21 protein-coding genes are annotated in these 22,717 nt (G+C 73.1%); 16 read left to right on the top strand and 5 right to left on the bottom strand.

The features are described 5' to 3' along the window. The first annotated feature begins 8 nt into the window (after positions 1 to 8). The 4 genes from Saso_RS02870 (at position 9) to Saso_RS02855 (ending at position 5,737) form a co-directional block, all read left to right on the top strand. Entirely contained in the window at positions 9 to 3,248 is a 3,240-nt protein-coding gene (locus Saso_RS02870) for a S41 family peptidase (RefSeq protein WP_189917637.1), read from the top strand. A gap of 115 nt (positions 3,249 to 3,363) precedes the next feature. Continuing rightward, entirely contained in the window at positions 3,364 to 3,717 is a 354-nt protein-coding gene (locus Saso_RS02865; protein ID WP_189917636.1) for an HIT domain-containing protein, read from the top strand. Positions 3,718 to 3,723: 6 nt separating this feature from the next. Continuing rightward, positions 3,724 to 4,629, top strand: coding sequence for a ribonuclease Z (locus tag Saso_RS02860; RefSeq protein ID WP_189917635.1), 906 nt, complete (start codon positions 3,724 to 3,726; stop codon positions 4,627 to 4,629). A gap of 118 nt (positions 4,630 to 4,747) precedes the next feature. Beyond that, a complete protein-coding gene (locus tag Saso_RS02855) occupies positions 4,748 to 5,737 on the top strand; it encodes an adenosine deaminase (protein WP_189917634.1) in 990 nt (329 codons plus the stop codon). Between the two features lie 45 nt (positions 5,738 to 5,782). Here Saso_RS02855 and Saso_RS02850 read toward each other — a convergent pair whose 3' ends face one another. Then, the gene (locus tag Saso_RS02850) at positions 5,783 to 7,081 is read right to left on the bottom strand and encodes an MFS transporter (protein ID WP_189917632.1); all 1,299 of its coding nucleotides are present in this window, start codon (positions 7,079 to 7,081) and stop codon (positions 5,783 to 5,785) included. A 189-nt stretch (positions 7,082 to 7,270) separates the two neighbouring features. After that, positions 7,271 to 8,053 (bottom strand): IclR family transcriptional regulator, encoded by a 783-nt coding sequence (locus Saso_RS02845; RefSeq protein ID WP_189917630.1) that lies wholly within the window; start codon positions 8,051 to 8,053, stop codon positions 7,271 to 7,273. A 179-nt stretch (positions 8,054 to 8,232) separates the two neighbouring features. Between Saso_RS02845 and Saso_RS02840 the strand changes: the two genes are divergently transcribed. From Saso_RS02840 to Saso_RS02790, 11 genes are all read left to right on the top strand, one after another. Further along, positions 8,233 to 9,129 carry a 5-dehydro-4-deoxyglucarate dehydratase gene (locus tag Saso_RS02840; RefSeq protein ID WP_372442399.1) on the top strand — a complete coding sequence of 299 codons (897 nt, stop codon included), beginning with the start codon at positions 8,233 to 8,235 and terminating at the stop codon, positions 9,127 to 9,129. Then, entirely contained in the window at positions 9,126 to 10,421 is a 1,296-nt protein-coding gene (locus Saso_RS02835) for a glucarate dehydratase family protein (RefSeq protein WP_189917626.1), read from the top strand. Before Saso_RS02840 ends, Saso_RS02835 begins: the two co-directional genes overlap by 4 nt. A 229-nt stretch (positions 10,422 to 10,650) precedes the next feature. Then, complete coding sequence (locus tag Saso_RS02830) at positions 10,651 to 11,742, top strand: carbohydrate kinase family protein (RefSeq protein WP_229901070.1); 1,092 nt, start codon at positions 10,651 to 10,653, stop codon at positions 11,740 to 11,742. A 134-nt stretch (positions 11,743 to 11,876) separates the two neighbouring features. Further along, positions 11,877 to 12,935 carry a PhoH family protein gene (locus Saso_RS02825; protein WP_189917622.1) on the top strand — a complete coding sequence of 353 codons (1,059 nt, stop codon included), beginning with the start codon at positions 11,877 to 11,879 and terminating at the stop codon, positions 12,933 to 12,935. Between the two features lie 13 nt (positions 12,936 to 12,948). Beyond that, positions 12,949 to 13,446 (top strand): rRNA maturation RNase YbeY, encoded by a 498-nt coding sequence (gene ybeY, locus Saso_RS02820; RefSeq protein ID WP_189917620.1) that lies wholly within the window; start codon positions 12,949 to 12,951, stop codon positions 13,444 to 13,446. After that, positions 13,443 to 14,759: a hemolysin family protein gene (locus Saso_RS02815; RefSeq protein ID WP_189917618.1), complete on the top strand. Its 1,317-nt coding sequence runs from the start codon at positions 13,443 to 13,445 to the stop codon at positions 14,757 to 14,759. The genes ybeY and Saso_RS02815 overlap by 4 nt, the downstream gene beginning before the upstream one ends. 22 nt (positions 14,760 to 14,781) lie before the next feature. Beyond that, positions 14,782 to 15,141 carry an MmcQ/YjbR family DNA-binding protein gene (locus Saso_RS02810; protein ID WP_189917616.1) on the top strand — a complete coding sequence of 120 codons (360 nt, stop codon included), beginning with the start codon at positions 14,782 to 14,784 and terminating at the stop codon, positions 15,139 to 15,141. A gap of 55 nt (positions 15,142 to 15,196) precedes the next feature. Then, positions 15,197 to 15,550 carry a cytidine deaminase gene (locus Saso_RS02805; protein ID WP_189917614.1) on the top strand — a complete coding sequence of 118 codons (354 nt, stop codon included), beginning with the start codon at positions 15,197 to 15,199 and terminating at the stop codon, positions 15,548 to 15,550. 273 nt (positions 15,551 to 15,823) lie between these two features. Further along, the gene (locus Saso_RS02800) at positions 15,824 to 16,300 is read left to right on the top strand and encodes a hypothetical protein (protein WP_189917612.1); all 477 of its coding nucleotides are present in this window, start codon (positions 15,824 to 15,826) and stop codon (positions 16,298 to 16,300) included. 171 nt (positions 16,301 to 16,471) lie between these two features. After that, the gene (locus tag Saso_RS02795; protein WP_189917610.1) at positions 16,472 to 17,812 is read left to right on the top strand and encodes a beta-xylosidase; all 1,341 of its coding nucleotides are present in this window, start codon (positions 16,472 to 16,474) and stop codon (positions 17,810 to 17,812) included. Between the two features lie 136 nt (positions 17,813 to 17,948). Continuing rightward, entirely contained in the window at positions 17,949 to 18,971 is a 1,023-nt protein-coding gene (locus tag Saso_RS02790) for a DUF916 domain-containing protein (protein WP_189917608.1), read from the top strand. Here the strand turns inward: Saso_RS02790 and Saso_RS02785 are convergent. After that, complete coding sequence (locus Saso_RS02785) at positions 18,968 to 19,306, bottom strand: P-II family nitrogen regulator (RefSeq protein ID WP_189917606.1); 339 nt, start codon at positions 19,304 to 19,306, stop codon at positions 18,968 to 18,970. The two genes, Saso_RS02790 and Saso_RS02785, sit on opposite strands and share 4 nt — an antisense overlap. Continuing rightward, on the bottom strand, positions 19,303 to 20,613 hold the full coding sequence (locus Saso_RS02780) for an ammonium transporter (RefSeq protein WP_189917604.1): 1,311 nt from the start codon (positions 20,611 to 20,613) through the stop codon (positions 19,303 to 19,305). Before Saso_RS02780 ends, Saso_RS02785 begins: the two co-directional genes overlap by 4 nt. A 174-nt stretch (positions 20,614 to 20,787) precedes the next feature. Between Saso_RS02780 and era the strand changes: the two genes are divergently transcribed. After that, positions 20,788 to 21,741, top strand: a complete 954-nt coding sequence (gene era / locus Saso_RS02775; protein WP_189917602.1) for a GTPase Era — start codon at positions 20,788 to 20,790, stop codon at positions 21,739 to 21,741. Here era and Saso_RS02770 read toward each other — a convergent pair. Then, complete coding sequence (locus Saso_RS02770) at positions 21,738 to 22,622, bottom strand: helix-turn-helix transcriptional regulator (protein WP_229901008.1); 885 nt, start codon at positions 22,620 to 22,622, stop codon at positions 21,738 to 21,740. The two genes, era and Saso_RS02770, sit on opposite strands and share 4 nt — an antisense overlap. Positions 22,623 to 22,717: the final 95 nt, after the last annotated feature.

The following is a 22,717-nucleotide window of genomic DNA, read 5'->3' as shown; positions in this document are numbered from 1 at the left end:
GTGATGCGGTGACACAGCCCGCGACGCCTGCCGCATACCTCAGATTCCCCCACCTGCACGGCGACTCGGTGACCTTCACCGCCGAGGACGACGTGTGGCTGGCCTCCCTCGACGGCGGGCGCGCCTGGCGCGTCAGCGCCGACAACCGGCCGGTCACCGCGCCGCGCATCTCGCCCGACGGCACCACGGTCGCCTGGACCTCCACCCGCGACGGCGCCCCCGAGGTGCACATCGCCCCGGTCGACGGCGGCCCCTCCACCCGGCTGACCTATTGGGGGAGCCGGCAGACCCGGGTGCGGGGCTGGACCCCGGACGGCCGGGTCCTCGTCGTCAGCACCCACGACCAGGCGACCCTGCGGCGCAGCTGGGCCCGGGCCGTCCCCGTCGACGGCGGCCCGGCGACGACCCTGCCGTACGGTCCGGTCGGCACGGTCGCCCACGGCCCGCACACCGTGCTGCTGTCCGCGTCGATGGGCCGCGAGGCCGCCCACTGGAAGCGCTACCGGGGCGGCACGGCGGGCAAGCTGTGGATCGACCGCGAGGGCGACGGGGAGTTCGTCCGGCTGCACGAGGACCTGGACGGCAACATCGAGTACCCGGTGTGGGCGGGGGACCGCCTGGGGTTCCTCTCCGACCACGAGGGTACGGGCGCCCTGTACTCCTCCCTCGCCGACGGATCCGACCTGCGGCGCCACACCCCGCTCGGAGGGACCTCCCCAGCGGGCGAAGCCGGGAGCGGGGGAGGCTTCTACGCCCGGCACGCCGCCGGTGACGGCACCCGCGTCGTCTACATGTCCGCGGGCGAACTGTGGCTGCTCGACGACCTCGACGGCGCCGAGCCGCGCCGGCTCGACATCCGCCTCGGCGGACAGCGCGCCGACCGCCGCCCCCACCCGGTGAACGCCGCCCGGTGGCTGGGCGCCGCCGCCCCCGACCACACCGCGCGGGGCAGCGCCGTCGAGGTCCGCGGCGCCGTCCACTGGGTGACCCACCGCGGCGGACCGGCCCGCGCGCTCGCCGCCGAACCCGGCGTCCGGGCCCGGCTGCCCCGCACCTTCCGCGCGGAGGGCGAGGAGTGGGTCGTGTGGGTGACGGACGCCGAGGGGGAGGACGCGCTGGAGTTCGCCCCCGCCACCGGGCCCGCTCCGGGCGCCACCCCGCGCCGGCTCGCGGCCGGACGGCTCGGCCGGGTCCTGGAACTCGCCATGGCGCCCGACGGCAGCCGGGCCGCCGTCGCCGCGCACGACGGGCGGCTGCTGCTCGTCGAGCGGGAGTCCGGAGAGGTCCGCGAGGTCGACAGCAGCCCCGACGGCGAGGTGTCCGACCTGGTCTTCTCGCCCGACTCGGCCTGGCTGGCCTGGTCGCACCCCGGGCCGCGCCCGCTCAGCCAGCTCAAGCTCGCCAACGTCACCGACCTGTCGGTCACCGAGGCGACCCCGCTGCGCTTCAGGGACTACGCGCCCGCGTTCACCCTCGACGGCAGACACCTCGCGTTCCTCTCCGCCCGCGCCTTCGACCCGGTCTACGACGAGCACGTCTTCGACCTCTCCTTCGTGGCGGGGGCCCGCCCGCACCTGATCACCCTCGCCGCGACCACGCCGTCCCCCTTCGGCCCGCAGCGGCACGGCAGGCCCTTCGAGGCCCCCGACAAGGACGAGACGCCCGACAGCGAGGGCACCCCGGCCACCCGGATCGACCTCGAAGGACTCGCCGACCGGATAGTCCCCTTCCCGGTGGAGGCCGGCCGCTACTCGGGGCTCGCCGCCGCGAAGGACGGGGTGCTGTGGCTTCGGCACCCCGTGCGCGGTGTCCTCGGCGCCTCCCGCGCCACCCCCGACGACCCCGACCCGCACACCGAACTCGAGCGCTACGACCTCGCGCACCAGCGTGTCGAGCACCTCGCCGCCGACGCCGACGGCTACGAGGTCAGCGGCGACGGCAAGCGGCTGCTGCTGTGGACGGACGGCAAGCTCAAGGTCGTCCCGAGCGACCGGCGCGCCTCCGGTGACGAGGACAGCGACAGCAACATCACCGTCGACCTCGGCCGGGTCCGCCGCAGCGTCGACCCGGCCGCCGAGTGGCGGCAGATGTACGAAGAGACCGGCCGGATCATGCGGGACAACTTCTGGCGGCCCGACCTCGGCGGAGTCGACTGGGACGGCGTCCTCGACCGCTACCGGCCCGTGCTGGAGCGGGTCGCGACCCACGACGACCTCGTCGACCTGCTGTGGGAGGTGCACGGCGAACTCGGCACCTCGCACGCCTACGTCACCCCGCGCGGCGGACCCGGCGGCGCCCGGCAGGGTCTGCTGGGCGCCGACATCTCCCGTCACACGGACGGCAGTTGGCGCATCGACCGGATCCTGCCCTCGGAGACCTCCGACCCCGACGCGCGCTCCCCGCTCGCCGCGCCCGGGGTCGCGGTGCGGGCCGGCGACACGATCGTCGCCGTCGGCGGGCAGCCGGTGGATCCGCTCACCGGGCCGGGACCGCTGCTCGTCGGCACCGCGGGCCGGGTCGTCGAGCTGACGATCTCGCCGTCCGGCGGGGGCGAGCCGAGGCATGCCGTCGTCGTGCCCGTCGACGACGAGGAGGCACTGCGCTACCACGCGTGGGTCGCGGACCGGCGGGCCCATGTGCACGAGGCCTCGGGCGGCCGGCTGGGCTACCTGCACGTGCCCGACATGCAGGCGCCCGGCTGGGCCCAGATCCACCGGGACCTGCGGGTCGAGGTCGCGCGGGAGGGACTGATCGTGGACGTCCGCGAGAACCGCGGCGGGCACACCTCGCAGCTGGTCGTCGAGAAGCTCGCCCGGCGCATCGTCGGCTGGGACCTGCCGCGCGGGATGCGGGCGTCCAGCTACCCCGAGGACGCGCCGCGCGGACCCGTCGTCGCCGTCGCCAACGAGTTCTCCGGGTCCGACGGGGACATCGTCAACGCGGCGATCAAGGCGCTCGGCATCGGACCCGTGGTGGGGACGCGCACCTGGGGCGGGACGATCGGGATCGACAGCCGCTACCGGCTCGTCGACGGCACGCTCGTCACCCAGCCCAAGTACGCCTTCTGGCTGGAGGGTCAGGGGTGGGGCGTGGAGAACCACGGCGTCGATCCGGACGTCGAGGTCGTCTGCGCCCCCCAGGACCACGCGGCCGGACGGGACGTCCAGCTGGACGAGGCCGTGTCGCTGGCGCTCGCCGCTCTCCGGGAAACCCCGGCGAAGACACCTCCCCCCTTGCCGGGCTCCTAGCCCGCCCGGGCCCCGCCCCGCCCCCGGGTCTCCTCCCCGGACGCAGGGCGGGCCCCGGGGCCGGGCCCCCGCTACCATGCCCCCGTACTGATCAACCGTCCGAGGAGGGACCCGTATGGCAGGGGAAGCGCAGGACGATTGTCTGTTCTGCAGGATCGTCGCGGGTGCCGTCCCGGCGACGATCGTGCGGGAGACCGAGACGACCATCGCCTTCCGGGACATCAACCCGCAGGCGCCCACCCACGTCCTGGTCATCCCGAAGGCGCACTACCGGGACGCCGCCGCCCTGGCCGCCGGCGCACCCGAACTCGCCGCCGACGTGCTCCGCGAGACGCAGGCGGTCGCCGAGCTGGACAAGCTGGAGAGCTACCGCACCGTCTTCAACACCGGGACCGGCGCCGGCCAGACCGTGTGGCACGCCCACGCGCACGTCCTCGGCGGCCGCGGCCTGCACTGGCCCCCCGGATAGGCCGCCGTGTCCGTACGCGAACTGGTGGTGCTCGGCACCGCCAGCCAGGTCCCGACCCGGCACCGCAACCACAACGGCTACTTCCTGCGCTGGGACGCCGAGGGCATCCTCTTCGACCCGGGCGAGGGCACCCAGCGCCAGATGGTGCGGGCCGGGGTGGCCGCGCACGACCTGAACCGGATCTGCGTCACGCACTTCCACGGCGACCACTCCCTCGGTCTCGCCGGTGTCATCCAGCGCATCAACCTGGACCAGGTGCCGCACCCGGTCACGGCCCACTTCCCGCGCTCCGGAAGCCACTTCTTCGAGCGGCTGCGTCATTCGACCGCCTACCGCGAGACGGTCGGCATCACCGAGGCGCCGGTCGACGCGGACGGGGTCCTCGCCACCACGTCGTCCTACCGGCTGGAGAGCGCGAAGCTCTCGCACCCCGTCGAGTCCTACGGCTACCGGCTCGTCGAGCCCGACGGCCGCCGCATGCTGCCCGAACGGCTCGCGGCGCACGGCGTCTCGGGACCGGACGTCGGCCGCATCCAGCGGGAGGGGTCCGTCGGCGGGGTGTCGCTGGACGACGTGAGCGAGGTCCGGCGCGGGCAGCGGTTCGCGTTCGTCATGGACACCCGGCTGTGCGACGGGGTGCACGCCCTCGCCGACGGCGCCGACCTGCTCGTCATCGAGTCGACCTTCCTCGACGAGGACGAGCGGCTCGCCGTCGACCACGGGCACCTGACCGCCGGTCAGGCCGCGCGGGCGGCCCGTGACGCGGGGGTGCGGCACCTGGTCCTCACCCACTTCAGCCAGCGCTACGCAGACCCGGAGGAGTTCGAGCGGCAGGCGCGGGCGGCGGGGTTCGAGGGCGAGCTGACCGTGGCGCACGACCTCCAGCGGGTGCCGGTTCCCAAGCGCAGGTAGCGCGCCCCTGCCGGGGGGCGACGTCCCCCGGACCGGCGGCGCGGAAGCTGCCCGCGGGGGCGACCGGCGCGGACGGTGCAAGGCGAAATCCGAGCCCGAGCGGCCGTACGATGCTTCGATGCCCCTCCCCAAAGCTGAACTGCACCTGCACATCGAAGGAACCCTGGAGCCCGAGCTCGCTTTCGAGCTGGCCGCCCGCAACGGGGTCGCGCTGCCGTACGCCGGCACGGACGAGCTCCGCGAGGCCTACCGGTTCGAGGACCTCCAGTCCTTCCTGAACCTGTACTACGAGCTGATGGCCGTGCTGCGCACCGAGCGCGACTTCGAGGACCTCGCGAACGCCTATCTCGCCCGGGCCGCCGCGCAGGGCGTACGGCACGCGGAGATCTTCTTCGACCCGCAGGCCCACCTCGCCCGCGGGGTGGAGATGGGCACGGTCGTGGAGGGGCTGTGGCGCGCGCTCGGCGACAGCGAGGCCGCCCACGGCGTCTCGACCCGGCTGATCATGTGCTTCCTGCGCGACGAGTCCGCCGCGTCCGCGATGCGGACCCTGGAGGCCGCGCGGCCGTACCTCGACCGGATCACCGGCGTCGGCCTGGACTCCGCCGAGGTCGGGCATCCGCCGGTGAAGTTCCGCGAGGTGTACGAGGCGGCGGCCGCCCTCGGGCTGCGGCGCGTCGCGCACGCCGGCGAGGAGGGCCCACCGGAGTACATCACCGAGGCCCTCGACCTGCTGGGCGTGGAGCGCATCGACCACGGGCTCCGGTGCATGGAGGACCCGCGGCTCGTCGAACGGCTGGTGCGGGAGCGGATCCCGCTGACGCTGTGCCCGCTCTCCAACGTCCGGCTGCGGACCGTCGACGTCCTCGCCGCGCATCCGCTGCCCGCCATGCTCGACGCCGGGCTGCTGTGCACGGTCAACTCCGACGACCCCGCCTACTTCGGCGGGTACGCGGGCGACAACTTCGACGCGGTGGCCGCCGCGCTGAAGCTGGACGAGGAGCGGCTGCGCGAGCTGGCCCGCAACTCCTTCGTCGCCTCCTTCCTGGAGGACGACGAGGAACTGCGGGCCAGGTACCTCGCGGAGGTCGACAGCTACACGTTCTGACGGCCGCGCGCGGGGCGTGCGGGGCGCGCCGACGGGGCGGTGCCCTCAGTCACCGGCCCCCGGCGCGGCGCCCGCGGGCCGGGGACCCGCCGTGCCGTACGCGTCCCGCACGGGCACGGCCACACCCTCGACCGGGATCTCCACCACCGGGATCTCCGTGGGCGGCAGGTCCGCGGTCCGCGGCTCGGGGACGCCGCCCCGCCGGACCGGTCCCGCGGGACCGCCCGCGCGCACGGCGACGGCGGTCATCGGCACGGCGACGACCAGCAGTCCGGCGCCGAGGACCAGCCCCATCACCGGGAACCCGGCCCACGCCGACAGCACACTCCCGGTCAGCGGCCCGGCCGCCGTGCCCAGCGAGGACGCCGATCCGACGAGCACCGCCCAGCGCCCGCGCGGGTCGAGCGAGGCGGCCAGCCCGATCAGGTACGACAGCACGATCGGGTAGAGCGTGTTCCAGGCGATCTCACCGGCCGCGAAGCTCACCGGTCCGGTCGCCGAGGCGCTGGCGACGACACAGCCCGCGATCAGCACCGTCCCGGCGCCGATGGGCACCGCGCGCCCGAGTCGCGCCCCGAGCACCCCCGCGCCCAGCACCCCCGCGAGCCCCGCGCCCAGCGCCACCGCGAAGACGGCGCCGACGCCGGCCTCGCCGAGGTGCGCCTGGTCGAGCCCGATGCGTCCGCTGACGCCCCAGAGCGAGTTCTGCACCAGGGACCAGCAGGGCATGGCGGCGGCCAGCACGAGCCCGGCACGCAGCCGGGGCAGCCGCGCCCGGTTCTCGCGGCGCGCCGGACCGGGTGCCGTGCGGCCGGGCAGACGGCCCGTCAGCGGCCATACGGCGAGCGCGGTCAGGGCGATGGCGGCGAGCGGCTGTCCGTGTCCCGGGCCCAGGTGCGGCACCGTCAGATAGACGACGCCCGCGAGCGCGGAGACCCCGAGCAGGCCCGCCGTCGAGACGCGGTGCGGGTCGGGCGCGGCGGCGATCCGGGTGGCGGCGACCGTGGTGACGGTGCCGGACCCGAGGCCGCCGAGGACCGCGCCCGCGATCACGGCCGGCACGTCACCGGCGAGGGCGGCACCGCCGTACCCGAGCACGGCGAGGGCGAGGCCGGTCCGGGCGAGGGTCCGTGCGCCGATCCGCTCGACGCGGGAGGCGAGCAGGAACCCGGCGGCGGCCGAACCGAGCAGCAGCGCGCTGCCGACGGCTCCGGCCTCGGTGGCGGACAGCGGCAGCCCGGCGTCCAGTCGGCCGACCACGGTCGGCAGCAGGTAGGGGGCGAGGTACCCGGCCGTGAACAGGGCGACGACGGGCCAGGGCAGGGTGGAGCGAGGGGCGGGCACGGGCGTTCCAGGGCATGCGGAAGGGACGGCATAAAAAAAGGGGGGTGGGGCGCCGACCGTCGACGGACAGGAACGCGCGGGCAATTTGTATCAAGCGCACGGGGCGAGAAGAAGACGGGGGCGGGTGATGTGGATCACCATGCGTTTGGCCCGGCGGATGCCGGGTACGCGCCAGGGCTTTCGCGACCGCTACCGCCAGTCGGGGGCGCCGCCCGCGCCCGGCGCCGACGCCTCGATCTTCGCCCTGATCTCCCGCATCACGGCGACGATCCGCTCCTCGTGCTCCGGGGTCAGCCGGGCCACCGGCACCGAGCAGCTCACCGCGTCCTGCGCGGGAGTGTCGTACCGCAGCGCGAATCCGAACCCGACGATGCCGAGGACGCCCTCCTCGCGGTCCACGGAGTACCCGCGCGCCCGCACCTCGCCGAGGTCGGCGAGGAGGGCCTGCCGACTGGTGCGGGTGTGCGGGGTGAACGCCTCGTAGGGCCCCTCGGGCAGTTCCTCGTCGGGCCGCTGCGCCAGCAGCGCCTTGCCGAGCGCGCCGACGTGCGCCGGGAGCCGCCGGCCGACCCGGCTGATGGTGCGCAGGTATTCGTGCGACTCGCGCGTCGCGAGATACGCCACGCCCCGGCCGTCCAGCCGCCCCAGGTGGATCGTCTCGCCCAGCGCCTCGGACGCCTCGTCGAGCCAGGGCCGCACCAGCCGTACGCGCGGATCCGAGTCGAGGTAGCTCGTACCGGTCAGCAGGGCGTGGATGCCGATGCCGTAGAGGGAGCCGGTCGCGTCCGTGCGCACCCAGCCCCGCCCGATCAGGGTCTGGAGCAGCGCGTACATCGAGCTGCGCGGCACGCCCAGCTCGTCCGCCAGCTCCTGGAGGCGCGCCGGCCGGTCACCGCGCGCCGCGAGCAGCTCCAGCAGCTCGACCGTGCGCGCCGCCGACTTCACCTCGCGGACGCCCCCTGTCTCCGACATGGGCCGATCGTAGGACGCCGGGTCCGGCCGGGCGCGTCCGAGGCCGGGTCCGGGACCGTCCCATTGACGATGACCGTTCGCGTATCTAATCTTCATCTTCATATATAGACAGCGTCCATGTAGGGAGATGACCGAGGGTGAGCTCCGACAGCGAAACGGTGCGGCGGCTGCGGGACGGCATGACCCGGGGGGTGCTGTCCTTCCCGCTCACCGCCTTCCGCGACGACGGCTCCCTCGACCCCGACGGGTTCCGCGCCCATGTCGCGGCACAGATCGCGACCGCCCCGGGGGCCGTCTTCCCCGCCTGCGGCACCGGCGAGTTCTTCTCCCTCGACGAGGACGAGTACCGGCAGGTCGTGACGATCACCGTCGAGGAGGCGGCCGGCCGGCTGCCCGTCGTCGCCGGGGTGGGCTACGGCTGGGCCCAGGCCGCCCGCTTCGCGCGGATCGCGCAGGAAGCGGGCGCCGACGCCCTGCTCGTCCTGCCGCACTACCTCGTCGCCGCCCCGCAGGACGGCCTCGTCGCCCAGCTGGAACAGCTCGCCGCCCGCACCCGGCTGCCGCTCATCGCATACCAGCGCGGCCAGGTCGCCTTCACCGCCGCCTCGCTCGGACGCATCGCCGCCCTCCCCTCCGTCATCGGCCTCAAGGACGGACACAGCGACCTCGACCGACTCCAGCGGCTCACCCTCGCCGCCCCCGAGGGCTTCCTCTTCTTCAACGGCGCCGCCACCGCCGAGATCCAGGCCCGCGCCTACGCCGCCGTGGGCGTCCCCGCCTACTCCTCCGCCGTCCACGCCTTCGCCCCGGAGATCGCGAACGCCTTCTTCACGGCCCTGCGCGACGGCGACGACAAGACGGTGGACCGGCTGCTGCGCGACTTCTACGTCCCGCTCGTCGAACTGCGCGACCGGGTGCCGGGGTACGCCGTGTCCCTGGTGAAGGCGGCCGCCCGGCTGCGCGGCCGCCCCGTCGGCCCCGTCCGCGCCCCCCTCACCGACCCCTCGCCCGCCGACCTCGCCGAGCTCAGGGACCTCCTGACCGCCGGCCTCGACCTCGTAGGAGCCGCGCTGTGAGCCCCGACCTCACCGTCACGGACGTCCGGCTGACCCCGATCCTGGTCGCCGACCCGCCGCTGCTGAACACCCAGGGCGTCCACCAGCCGTACACCCCCCGGCTGATCGTGGAGGTCGTGACGGCGGACGGCACCACCGGCGTCGGCGAGACCTACGGCGACACCAAGTACCTGGAACTGGCCCGCCCGTTCGCCGAGCGGCTGCGCGGCCGCCGGGTGAGCGACCTCAACGGCCTGACCGCCCTCGCCGGCGAGGTGGCCGTCGACAGCTCCCGGACCTCCGCCCGGGTCGACGTCGGCGGACTGCGCGGCGTCCAGACCGCCGACAAGCTGCGCCTGTCCGTCCTCTCCGCCTTCGAGGTCGCCTGCCTCGACGCCCTCGGCAAGGCGCTCGGCCTGCCGGTGCACGCCCTGCTCGGCGGCAAGGTGCGCGACGCCGTCGAGTACAGCGCCTACCTCTTCTACAAGTGGGCCGCCCACCCCGAGGGCGTCCCCGCCGAGAAGGACGACTGGGGCGCCGCCGTCGACCCGGCCGGGATCGTCGAACAGGCCCGGCGCTTCAAGGAACGGCACGGGTTCACCTCCTTCAAGCTCAAGGGCGGTGTCTTCCCGCCGGAGGAGGAGATCGCGGCCGTCCGGGCACTGGCCGAGGCCTTCCCCGGCCACCCGCTGCGGCTCGACCCCAACGGCGCCTGGTCCGTCGGGACCTCGCTGAAGGTCGCCGACGAGATCGGCGGCCTCCTCGAGTACCTGGAGGACCCCGCGCTCGGCACCCCGGCCATGGCCGAGGTGGCCGCGCGGACCGGCGTGCCGCTCGCCACCAACATGTGCGTGACGACGTTCGCCGAGATCGAGGAGGCGTTCGCGAGCGACGCCGTGCAGGTGGTCCTCTCCGACCACCACTACTGGGGCGGCCTGCGCAATACCAGGGAACTCGCCGCGATCTGCCGGACGTTCGGCGTCGGCATCTCCATGCACTCCAACACCCACCTGGGCATCTCGCTCGCGGCGATGACCCATGTGGCGTCCACCGTGGCGGACCTCCACCACGCCTGCGACTCCCACTACCCGTGGCAGTCCGAGGACGTCCTCACCGAACGCCTGACCTTCGACGGCGGGAAGGTGACCGTGCCGGACGCGCCCGGCCTCGGCGTCGAACTCGACCACGACCGCCTCCGGTTCCTGCACCGGCGCTGGCTCGACGACGACGGCGCCCTGCGCGAGCGCGACGACGCGGCGGCCATGCGGATCGCCGACCCCGCCTGGGTCACCCCGGCCGTCCCCCGCTGGTGACCCCGTGAGGACGTGAGCCGGGGCGCGACCGGTGTCCCGGCGCCGCGCGTGACGGACGGCGTGTCGTCGGTGCCGTGGTGCACACTGGCCACAACGGCACCACGTCAGGGAGCGCACCGTGACCGCGTCCAACGCGTCCACCGGAGAGGGACACCACCGCCACACCGGGCAGACCGGCCGAACGGGCCAGACCGGCCAGGGCGACCGCCGGGCCGCGCGGGTCGACCCCCTGGCCGCCCTGCGCGGCCCCACCGATCCGCCGTGGGACGTCTACCTCACCGGCACCGTCTTTCTCGACATCATCTTCACCGGGCTGGACTCCGCCCCGGTGCGCGGCACCGAGTCCTGGGCGCGCGGCATGGGGTCGAGCCCCGGGGGCGTCGCCAACATGGCCACCGCGCTCGCCCGCCTGGGCCTGCGCACCTCGCTCGCGGCCGCCTTCGGTGACGACCACTACGGCGAGTACTGCTGGGACGCCCTGGAACAGGGCGAGGGCATCGACCTCACCCCCTCGCGCTCCCTCCCCGGCTGGCACTCGCCCGTCACCGTCTCCATGGCCTACGAGGGCGAACGGACCATGGTCTCCCACGGCCACGAACCGCCCCTGGAGGCCGCCCTGGTCCAGGAGGGCGCGCCGGAACACCCCCCGCACGCCCGCGCCGCCGTCGCCTCCCTCACCCCCGGTAGACCCGCCCCCTGGATCGAGCGGGCGGCCGCCCGCGGCACCCGCGTCTTCGCCGACGTCGGATGGGACGACACCGGTGCCTGGGACCTGGCCGGCCTCACCGACCTGGCGCACTGCGAGGCCTTCCTGCCCAACGCGCAGGAGGCCATGCGCTACACCGGCGCCTCCTGCCCCCGCGCCGCCGCCCACGCCCTCACCGCGTACGTGCCGCTCGCCGTCGTGACCCTCGGCGCCGAGGGCGCCTACGCCGTCGACCGGCGCTCCGGCGAGTCCGCCGAGGTCCCCGCCATCGCCGTCGAGGCACTCGACCCGACCGGCGCCGGGGACGTCTTCGTCGCCGGCTTCGTCACCGGCACCCTGGCCGGCTGGCCGCTCGCCGACCGCCTCGCCTTCGCCGGTCTCACCGCGGCCCTGTCCGTGCAGGAGTTCGGCGGCTCGCTGTCCGCCCCCGGCTGGTCCGAGATCGCCGCCTGGTGGCGCAGGGTCCAGTCGGTCGAGGGCCAGGACCCCGGGGCGCTGCGCCGGTACGCCTTCCTGGACGACCTGCTCCCCGCGCTGCTCCCCGAGGCGGGGGAGGGCACCCCGTGGCCGTTGCGCAGAGCGGTGCCGACGATCGGTTTCGGCCGCTCCGCGTAGGCCCCCCGGGCCCCTGGCGCCCGGGAAAAGCCCTACGGCGTTGTCAGTCCCCTGGCGTACCCTTGAACTCGCCAGGCCGCCCTTGTGGCAGGCGAGACGCATCCGGGAGGACGTAGAGGCTTTCGGGCCGGTCTATGACTGAGACACCCACAGCTCAGACGCCCGCGCAGGGCAAGGCGAGAGCACAGTTCACCGTTCCCGCCCGGCATCCGATGGTTTCGGTGCTGGGATCCGGCGACTCCCTTCTGCGCGTGATCGAGACGGCCTTCCCGGCGGCCGACATCCACGTCCGGGGCAACGAGGTCAGCGCGACCGGCGACGCGCGGGAAGTCGCCCTCATCCAGCGCTTGTTCGACGAGATGATGCTGGTGCTCCGCACCGGACAGCCGATGACGGAGGACGCAGTGGAACGCTCGATCGCCATGCTGCGGGCGAGTGAGAACGGGACGAGTGACGGCCAGGAGACCCCGGCCGAGGTTCTGACACAGAACATCCTGTCCTCGCGCGGTCGCACCATCAGACCCAAGACCCTCAACCAGAAGCGGTACGTCGACGCGATCGACAAGCACACGATCGTCTTCGGCATCGGCCCCGCGGGCACCGGCAAGACCTACCTGGCCATGGCCAAGGCGGTCCAGGCCCTCCAGTCCAAGCAGGTCAACCGCATCATCCTGACGCGCCCCGCGGTCGAGGCGGGGGAGCGGCTCGGCTTCCTGCCGGGCACGCTGTACGAGAAGATCGACCCCTACCTGCGCCCGCTGTACGACGCGCTGCACGACATGCTCGACCCGGACTCGATCCCCAAGCTGATGGCCTCGGGGACGATCGAGGTGGCGCCCCTGGCGTACATGCGCGGCCGGACCCTCAACGACGCCTTCATCATCCTGGACGAGGCCCAGAACACGAGCCCCGAGCAGATGAAGATGTTCCTCACCCGGCTCGGCTTCGACTCGAAGATCGTCATCACGGGTGACGTGACCCAGGTCGACCTGCCGAACGGCACGAAGTCGGGTCTGCGCCAGGTCCAGGACATCCTGGAGGGGCTCGACGACGTCCACTTCTCCCGCCTGTCGTCGCAGGACGTCGTCCGGCACAAGCTGGTCGGCCGTATCGTCGACGCGTACGAGAAGTACGACAGCCACAACGGCACGGAGAACGGCACCCACAAGGGCGGCCGCAACAAGCGGAAGTAGACAAGCCAGCACCATGTCGATCGACGTCAACAACGAGTCCGGAACCGAGGTCGACGAGCAGGCGATCCTCGACATCGCCCGCTACGCGCTCACACGGATGCGCATCCACCCGCTCTCCGAGCTCTCGGTGATCGTGGTGGACGCCGACGCCATGGAGCAGCTGCACATCCAGTGGATGGACCTGCCGGGGCCGACGGACGTCATGTCCTTCCCGATGGACGAGCTGCGTCCGCCGTCGAAGGACGACGACGAGCCCCCGCAGGGCCTCCTCGGCGACATCGTGCTGTGTCCCGAGGTCGCCGAGCGGCAGGGCAAGGAAGCGCCCACGGAGCACTCCATGGACGAGGAGCTCCAGCTGCTCACCGTCCACGGCGTGCTCCACCTCCTCGGGTACGACCACGAGGAGGCCGACGAGAAGGCCGAGATGTTCGGTCTCCAGGCCGCCATCGTCGACGGCTGGCGTGCCGAGAAGGGCTTCACCGGCCCGTCCCCGGCCCCGACCGTCTCATGAGCCCGACGCTCGTCGCCGGCGCGATCGCCCTGGTCGTCGTCGCCTGGCTCGCCGCCTGCGCGGAGGCGGGCCTCGCGCGCGTCTCCAGTTTCCGTGCCGAGGAGGCCGTGCGGTCCGGGCGGCGGGGCAGCGCCAAGCTCGCGCAGATCGCCGCCGACCCCACCCGCTACCTGAACGTGGCGCTGCTGGTCCGGGTCGCCTGCGAGATGGCGGCCGCCGCGCTGGTCACCTACGCCTGCCTCCAGGAGATCGACGGCACGACCGGGGCCCTGTTCGCGGCGATCGGCGTGATGGTCCTCGTCTCGTACGTCGCCGTCGGCGTCTCCCCGCGCACCATCGGCCGCCAGCATCCGCTGAACACCGCCACGGCGGCCGCGTACGTGCTCCTCCCGCTGGCGCGGATCATGGGCCCGATCCCCTCGCTGCTGATCCTCATCGGCAACGCGCTCACCCCCGGCAAGGGCTTCCGCCGGGGCCCCTTCGCCTCCGAGGCGGAACTGCGCGCGCTGGTGGACCTCGCCGAGAAGGAGTCCCTGATCGAGGACGACGAGCGCCGCATGGTGCACTCCGTCTTCGAGCTCGGCGACACCCTCGTGCGCGAGGTCATGGTCCCGCGGACCGACCTCGTCGTCATCGAGCGGTACAAGACCATCCGCCAGGCCCTCACCCTCGCCCTGCGGTCCGGCTTCTCCCGCATACCCGTGACCGGGGAGAACGAGGACGACATCGTCGGCATCGTGTATCTGAAGGACCTGGTCCGCAAGACGCACATCAACCGGGACGCCGAGGGCGAGCTGGTGTCGACGGCGATGCGGCCCGCCGCGTTCGTGCCCGACACCAAGAACGCCGGTGACCTGCTCAGGGAGATGCAGCAGGACCGCAACCACGTCGCCGTCGTCATCGACGAGTACGGCGGCACGGCCGGCATCGTGACCATCGAGGACATCCTGGAGGAGATCGTCGGCGAGATCACCGACGAGTACGACCGGGAGCTCCCGCCCGTGGAGGAACTCGGAGACGACCGCCACCGGGTCACGGCCCGCCTCGACATCACCGACCTCGGCGAGCTGTACGGCCTCGACGAGTACGACGACGAGGACGTGGAGACCGTCGGAGGGCTGCTCGCCAAGGCCCTGGGCCGGGTGCCCATCGCCGGCGCGTCGAGCGTGGTCGACCTGCCGGACGGGCGCGGGCTGCGGCTGACGGCGGAGGCGGCGGCCGGCCGCCGGAACAAGATCGTCACGGTGCTGGTGGAGCCCGTCGTCCCGGCCGGACCGGAGGCCGAGCGGCAGGAAGAGGCGGAAGCGGAATGACCGGGCCGACGGGAGTGACGCCATGACACCTCAGCAACTGCGTGCCCTGTGCCTCTCCTTCAACGCGGCGGTGGAGGACTTCCCCTTCCGTCCGGAGATCTCGGTCTTCAAGGTCGGCGGCAAGCTGTTCGCCCTGACGACCCTGGACGCGCGGCCCCTGACGGTGAACCTCAAGTGCGACCCGGACGACGCGGTGCGCCTGCGCGGGGAGCACGAGGGGCTGATCGTGCCCGGCTACCACATGAACAAGCGGCACTGGAACACGGTGACGGTCGACGCGGGGCTTCCCGAGCGGCTGGTGCGCGAGCTCGTCGAGGACTCCTACGACCTGGTGGTCGCCGGGCTGCCGAGGGCCGAGCGGCTGAGGCTCGACCGGCCCTGAGTCCGCCCCGTGGCCGCGTCGCCGGGCCCCGGCCGGTTCTTCGTATGCTCGGGGCATGACCGACAGCAACGCGCTCGACCCCGAGGACCGCAAGATCGTCACCCTGGCCCGTTCCGCGCGGGCCCGTAACGGTGTGCCCGAGGGGGCCGCCGTACGGGACGAGACGGGACGTACGTATGTCGCGGCGACGGTGGCCCTGCCGTCGCTGCGGCTGACCGCGCTCCAGACGGCGGTGGCGATGGCCGTGGCCTCGGGCGCGCGGTCGCTGGAGGCGGCGGCGGTGGTGACCACCGAGGAGGCGGCCGCCGAGGCCGATCTCGCCGCCGTGGGCGACCTCGGGGGTCCGGGGACCCCGGTGCTGCTGGCCGCCCCCGACGGAACCGTCCGCCTGACCGTCGCCACGGCCTGACCCCCTAGGGCGCCGCCCGCGGGGGCGTTCCCGTCCCAGGGCGTCCGGGAGTCACCTGCCGTCACAGGCAGGCGGCGGCTCCAGGTAGGCCGGTTTTCAACCTTGCCGTTTTCGAATCGCTCACGCATCAATGGAACCGCAAGTTCCGACGGACCGTCAGATCCGCTCCGGGCAGGGTGCCCGCACCCATCCCTCCCGGGCGGTGGTCCGTCGGCATCTCCCGTCCATCCACCCCCCACATGGATTCCCGTACTCGGGAAGGGAGCGGATCCCATGAGAGGCAAGCGAATCGGATCAGGTGCGGCAATGCTGGCCGGGGCCCTCGCGGTCACCGGGCTGGCCTTCGCGCCCTCGGCTGTCGCCGTCACCCCGCTGACGGCGACCGTCACCGCCAACTGCGGTCTCTTCGGAGGCGGCGCAGCCACCCTCACGGCCACCCAGACGGGCACGGCCGCCACCCTCAAGCTGTCGTCGACGGCGATCACCGCGCCGATCCCGATCGGCGCGAACAGCATCAATTCCACGCTCACGATGGCGAACTCGACCGGTGCCGCCCGGGTCTTCAGCGGCGCCGTGAACCCCGCCATGGCCACCGGCGACCCGATCACGGTCGGTCCGCTCAACGGGACCGTGGCCTCCGGTGACAGCCTGGACTTCTACAAGGGATCCCTGAAGATGGTCGTCTTCGGGATCACCGTCACCTGTACGGCGAACGCCGCGCAGGCGCCGGGTCCCTTCGTGTTCAGCTGATAGCGGTCGGAAACCTCGCTCACGGGCCGTCGGCTTCTCTGCGCGAGCAGGAAGCTGACGGTCCATCAGGTATCTGCGTGATGTCCATTGACTTCTCACGCGATCCGCACATCAATGCCCCCTGTCGGCGCAGAAGAGCCGCTGCGCCCGCACCCTGGAGGAGGGGGCAACATGGGTTCACCCCGAAGTTCCGGAAGCACCCGAGGTTCCCGAAGACGGCGCTGGGCCTCGCTGCTCGGCGCGACCGCGCTCGCGGTCACCGCCGGCGGGGCGCTCGCGGCCCCGGCCGGCGCCGCGTCCAATGTGGACTACCCCACGCACTGCATCCCGCCGGCGATCGCGGGTCTCCCGCCGATCGACGGCACCACCACCGCGAAGATCACGGTGGACAACACCAGCCCCAAGGTCGGCGACACCGTCACCGTCACGTACACGGTGGTCACCCCCGCCGCGAGCAACCCCACCGACCTGGCCCTGCCGGCCGACATCATGACGCCGACGGGCAAGGTCACCCTCGCCGGCGCGCAGACCGGCAGCGTCACCGTCACGGGGCCGAAGAAGAACGACCCGGTGCCCGGCAAGGGAGCCTTCCCGTCGTTCTCCATGACCGGCACCTTCACGGTCACCGCGCCCGGCGCGATCGCCCTCTCGCCCGGCGACTACAACATCCACACCAGCTACATCCTGGAACTCGACACCCCCTGCACGGTGACCAACCCGCCCGCTCCGGTGTCGGAGACCGTCACCGCCGCGGACAACCCCCCGGCCAACACCCGTGCCATCAGCCTGGGTTCGGCCTCCGGGAGTCCGGGCGCGACCGTCGCCGTCACGGGCAGCGGCTTCACCCCGGGCGCGGCGGTCACCCTGGCCGGACGCTCCGGGACCACCCAGACCGCGGACACGGCGACCGTGACCGCGAACGCCCAGGGCGGGATCTCCGGCTCGCTCGCCGTCAGTGACCTCACCACGACCGGTGTCGTGGCGTACGAGGGCGGCGCGTGGAGCTCGGACCTCGGCGCGGGACCGGTCGCGTACGTCGTCATCGACGACCAGCCCGTACCGGACGGCAGCCAGAAGGTGACCACCACGGTCCGCGCGGGCACGCTGTCGATGTCCCAGGCCGGGGACGCCGTCCAGCTGTCCGGGGTGGACTTCGGCCAGGGCGGCGCCTCGACCGGCGCCCTCCAGACGGTGACCGTCAAGGACTTCCGCGGCGGCCCCGCGGGCTGGTCCCTGACGGGCAAGGTCACCGACTTCAGCGGCCCCGGCGCCAAGATCGACGCCGGCAAGCTGAGCTGGTCGCCCGCGTGCGCCACCAAGGCGGGCAGCCCGAGCACCTGTCAGGCCGGTTCGGCGGGCACCGTCGGCGCCTCGGGGGCGACCCTGGCGTCCACGCCCGACGGCACGGCCACCGGCGGCGAGTTCACCGCCGACGCCCGGCTCTCCCTCGACGTCCCGTCGTTCACGCCTCCGGGCACGTACGCCGGCGTCCTGACCCTCACGCTCACCTGAGCGTACGCACCAGGTCCACCGGTGGCCGGGCGCCCGCCCCACAGGTCCGCACCCGCCCGTCCACCCAGCCGCCGCTGCCCGCCCCGCCGGGCCCGACCGCCCGGGCCCGTCCGCCGTACGCCGGGGGTCCGCACCCATGCGCAAGCCGTACGTCCCTCTCCTGTCCCTCCTGTCCTGCCTGTCCTTCCTGCTGTTCCTGACGTCCGCGGCCCCCGCCCGCGCGGCCGACAACGGCAGCTGGTCCGTGTACCCCGTCTCCTCGGCCGTCGCCGCACGGCCCTACTTCTACGTCTTTGCCGATCCGGGCCGGACGATCCAGGACAAGGTCGTCGTCGCCAACAAGACGGACGGGCCCCTCACCTTCCGGCTCTACGCGGCCGACGCCTACAACACCGCGCGGGACGGCGGGTTCGCCGTGAAGTCGCCCGGCGAGAAGATGCGGGGCGTGGGCGCGTGGGCCGTGCTGCCGAAGGACCGTGTCACCGTGCCGGGCCGTGCCACGGTCACCGTGCCGTTCACCGTCCGGGTACCCCGGGGCGCCGAGCCCGGCGACCATCCGGGCGCGATCGTCGCCCTGGACGAACGGGTCGACAAGGGCGGCGCGGGGGTCGCGCTCGGTGTGCAGCGGGCCGTCGGCGCCCGGGTCTACCTCCAGGTCGGCGGGCCCGCGCTGCCCGGCCTGGCCGTCGAGGACGTGCAGGTCGTCCACCACCAGCCGCTGGTCCCCGGCCTCGGCGACAGCACGGCGACGATCTCCTACACACTGCACAACACCGGGAACGTCACCCTCGCGCCGAAAGTGGAGCTGAAGGCGAGCGGCCTGTTCGGCCGCACCCTCCTGACGCGGGACCTGAAGAAGCTCCCCTCCCAGCTCCTCCCGGGCCAGCGCGTCCGCCTCACCGAACGCTGGACCGGAGCCCCCCAGTTCGACCGGGCCCACGTCAGGCTGACGGCGACGGCCAAGGGCACCGAGGAGTCGGCGAAGGCGTCCTTCCTGGCGGTGCCGTGGCTGCCGGTCGCGCTCGTGGTCGCGGGGACCGCGACCGGCGTGTGGCTCCTGATGGGACGGCGCCGGACGCGCACCGAAGGGGCGCGGGGAACTGCGCGACCAGCCCCCACGGACCCGTACCAGGAGGTCGGCCGGGCCGCCGGAGGCTAGAGCGCGTCGGGTCCGCGCTCGCCCGTCCGCACCCGCACGACCGTCTCGACCGGCACGGCCCACACCTTCCCGTCCCCGATCTTGCCGGTGTGCGCCGCGCGCACCACCGCGTCGATCACGGCCTCGGAGTCCGCGTCGTCGACGACGACCTCGATGCGGACCTTGGGCACCAGGTCGACCTGGTACTCGGCGCCCCGGTACACCTCGGTGTGACCGCGCTGCCGGCCGTAGCCACTGGCCTCGGTGACGGTCAGGCCGTGCACGCCGAGCTCCTGGAGGGCCGTCTTGACCTCGTCGAGGCGGTAGGGCTTGACGATGGCGGTGATGAGCTTCATTCCCGTGGCTTGACCTTCTGGACGGAGGGGACGGAGTGCGCGGAGACCGGGGCGCCGTGGCCCAGGACGCCGTGATCGTATGCCGTCTCGGCGTGCACCGTAAGGTCCAGGCCGGTGTGCTCGTGGTCCTCGTCCGCGCGCAGGCCGATCGTCCTGTCGAGCAGCTTGCCGATGCCGAAGGTGACCCCGAAGGCGTACACCGCCACGGCGGCGACGGCGACCAGCTGCTTGCCGAGCTGGGTGAGCCCGCCGCCGTACAGCAGGCCCTCGGGGCCGCCGGTCATGGTGTCCACCGCGAAGACGCCGATGAGGAGCGTGCCGATGACCCCGCCGACCAGGTGGACGCCGACCACGTCGAGGGAGTCGTCGTAGTTCAGCCGGAACTTCCAGCTCACGGCGTAGGAGCAGACGACACCGGCGGCGAGGCCGACGACCAGGGCGCCCGGCAGGGAGACCGAGCCGCACGACGGGGTGATGGCCACGAGGCCCGCGACCGCGCCGGACGCGGCGCCCAGCGTCGTCGGATGGCCGTCGCGCCGCTGCTCGACGAAGAGCCAGCCGAGCAGGCCGGTGCAGCCCGCGGCGAGGGTGTTCAGGAACGCGGCGGCCGCCAGGCCGTTCGCGCCCAGCGCGGAACCCGCGTTGAAACCGAACCAGCCGAACCAGAGCAGACCCGCGCCCAGCACCACCATGGGCAGATTGTGCGGACGCATCGCGTCCTTCTTGAAACCGAGCCGCGGGCCCAGGGCCAGGCACAACGCAAGCCCCGAGGCGCCCGAGGTGATCTCGACGGGCAGACCGCCCGCGAAGTCCAGCGCCCCGAGCCCGTCCAGGATCCAGCCGCCGGGGCCCCAGACCCAGTGCGCGACGGGAACGTATACCAGCAGCGCCCAGACCGGCACGAAGACCAGCCACGCCCCGAACTTCGCCCGGTCCGCGATCGCGCCGCTGATCAGCGCGGCCGTGATGATCGCGAAGGTGAGCTGGAAGGTGGCGAACAGGAGGGTGGGCACCGTCCCCTGGACGCTGTCCGGGCCGAGACCCGCCATGCCCGCGTGCTCCAGCCCGCCGATCAGACCGCCCCCGGCGTCGGCACCGAAGGCCAGGGAGTAGCCGGCGGTCAGCCACACCACCGTGACCAGCGCGATCGACACGAAGCTCATCATGAGCATGTTGAGGACGCTCTTCGTGCGGACCATACCGCCGTAGAAGAGGGCCAGACCCGGGGTCATCAGCAGGACGAGGGCGGTGGCGGCGAGCAGCCAGGCGGTGTCGCCGGTGTTCACGTGGGCGGCGGCCAGAGTCACGGGGGTCTCCAACGATGCGGGGGCTCGTCAGAGATTCACCGCTCCCGGTTTCCGCCCGCGTACAGGTGTGTTTCCGTGACGTTTCGTTGCGTGGAGGTTTCCGGGAGCTCACCGCGAAGGGTGCTGCCGCTCGTGTGTACGGCAGGGCTTCGTGGATCAGGGAGAATGGGGGCCATGAGCGTCCGTAACCAGTCATCCGAGCGGCCGGCCGAGTCCGTGCACCGTGCCGGCTTCGCCTGTTTCGTGGGCCGTCCCAACGCGGGCAAGTCCACTCTCACGAACGCTCTGGTCGGGAAGAAGGTGGCCATCACCTCGAACCGTCCGCAGACCACACGCCACACCGTGCGGGGCATCGTGCACCGCCCGGAGGCCCAGCTGATCCTGGTCGACACGCCGGGTCTGCACAAGCCGCGCACCCTGCTCGGCGAGCGGCTCAACGACGTCGTGCGCGCCACCTGGGCCGAGGTCGACGTCATCGGCTTCTGCCTGCCGGCCAACGAGAAGCTCGGTCCCGGCGACCGCTTCATCGCCAAGGAACTGGCCGGGATCAAGCGGACGCCGAAGGTCGCGGTCGTCACCAAGACCGACCTCGTGGACTCCAAGACGCTCGCCGAGCAGCTCATCGCGATCGACCAGCTCGGCAAGGAGCTGGGCTTCGAGTGGGCGGAGATCGTGCCGGTCTCCGCGGTCGGCGACCAGCAGGTCGAGCTGCTGGCGGACCTGCTCGTGCCGATGCTCCCGCAGAGCCCGCCGCTCTACCCCGAGGGCGACCTGACGGACGAGCCCGAGCAGGTGATGGTCGCCGAGCTGATCCGCGAGGCGGCGCTGGAGGGCGTCCGCGACGAGCTGCCGCACTCCATCGCGGTGGTCGTCGAGGAGATGCTCCCGCGCGAGGACCGGCCGGCGGAGAAGCCGCTGCTCGACATCCACGCCAACATCTACATCGAGCGCCCCAGCCAGAAGGGGATCATCATCGGCCCCAAGGGCAAGCGCCTGAAGGACGTGGGCATCAAGTCCCGCAAGCAGATCGAGGCGCTGCTCGGCACGCCGGTCTTCCTCGACCTGCACGTGAAGGTCGCCAAGGACTGGCAGCGGGACCCCAAGCAGCTGCGCAAGCTGGGGTTCTAGACCGCCCGCCGGACCGCCCGCCGGGTGCTCGCGTCGTGCGGGGTCATGTCCTGCACGCCGAGCACCCGCAGCAGCTCGAGCCGCTCGTGGGAGTCCGTGCCGGGGCGGGCCGTGTGGATGATCAGCAGCTGATGGTGGTCGTGGCTGAGCATGACCTCGCAGTCCAGGTCCAGCAGGCCCACCAGGGGGTGCTGGAAGCGCTTCGTCGCCTTGTGCCGGACGGACACCTCGTGTTCGTCCCACAGGCGGGCGAACTCCTCGCTGCCGGCGCGCAGTCCGGCCACCAGCGCGGCCGGCTCCGGGTCGTCGGGGCGGGCCGCGGCCACCGCGCGCAGACTCGCCACATGGGCGCGGGCGAGATGCGGCCGGTCCTCCTCGGGGAACAGGGCGCGCGCCGCCGGGTCCAGGAAGTGCAGCCGGACCAGGTTGCGTTCGCGCCGGGGGCGTGACATCACGTCGCCGGTCAGCGCCCGCGCCATCGCGTTCTGGGCCAGGACCTCACCGCAGTCGGTCACGACCTGCGCGGGCGTGTCGTGCAGCCGGTCCAGGATCAGCATCAGGCCGGGCGGGACGTGGGCCGACGCCGTCTCGCGGCGCGGCGGCTCCTCGCCGGTCAGATGGAACAGGTGGTCGCGTTCGTCGTCGGTGAGGCGCAGCGCGCGGGCCAGCGCCGTCAGCATCTGACGTGACGGACGCGGGCCCCGGCACTGTTCCAGGCGCGTGTAGTAGTCGGCCGACATGCCCGCCAGCTGCGCCACCTCCTCGCGGCGCAGCCCGGGGGTACGGCGCCTGGCCCCCGCGGTGAGTCCCACGTCCGGCGGAGTGAGGCGGGCGCGGCCGCGGCGCAGGAAGTCGGCGAGTTCGGCTCGGTTCGTTGCCACCCCTCCAGGCTGCGCCATCGCGCCCGCCTTATCCAGGGACTGCCGATCCCCCGATCGACGGGTCTCTCCCGGCGGCCGCCGCCGCGCCCCAGGCT

The organism is Streptomyces asoensis (assembly GCF_016860545.1).
Classification (GTDB): Bacteria; Actinomycetota; Actinomycetes; order Streptomycetales; family Streptomycetaceae; genus Streptomyces; species Streptomyces asoensis.
This window is presented reverse-complemented; position numbering and strand designations above follow the sequence as displayed.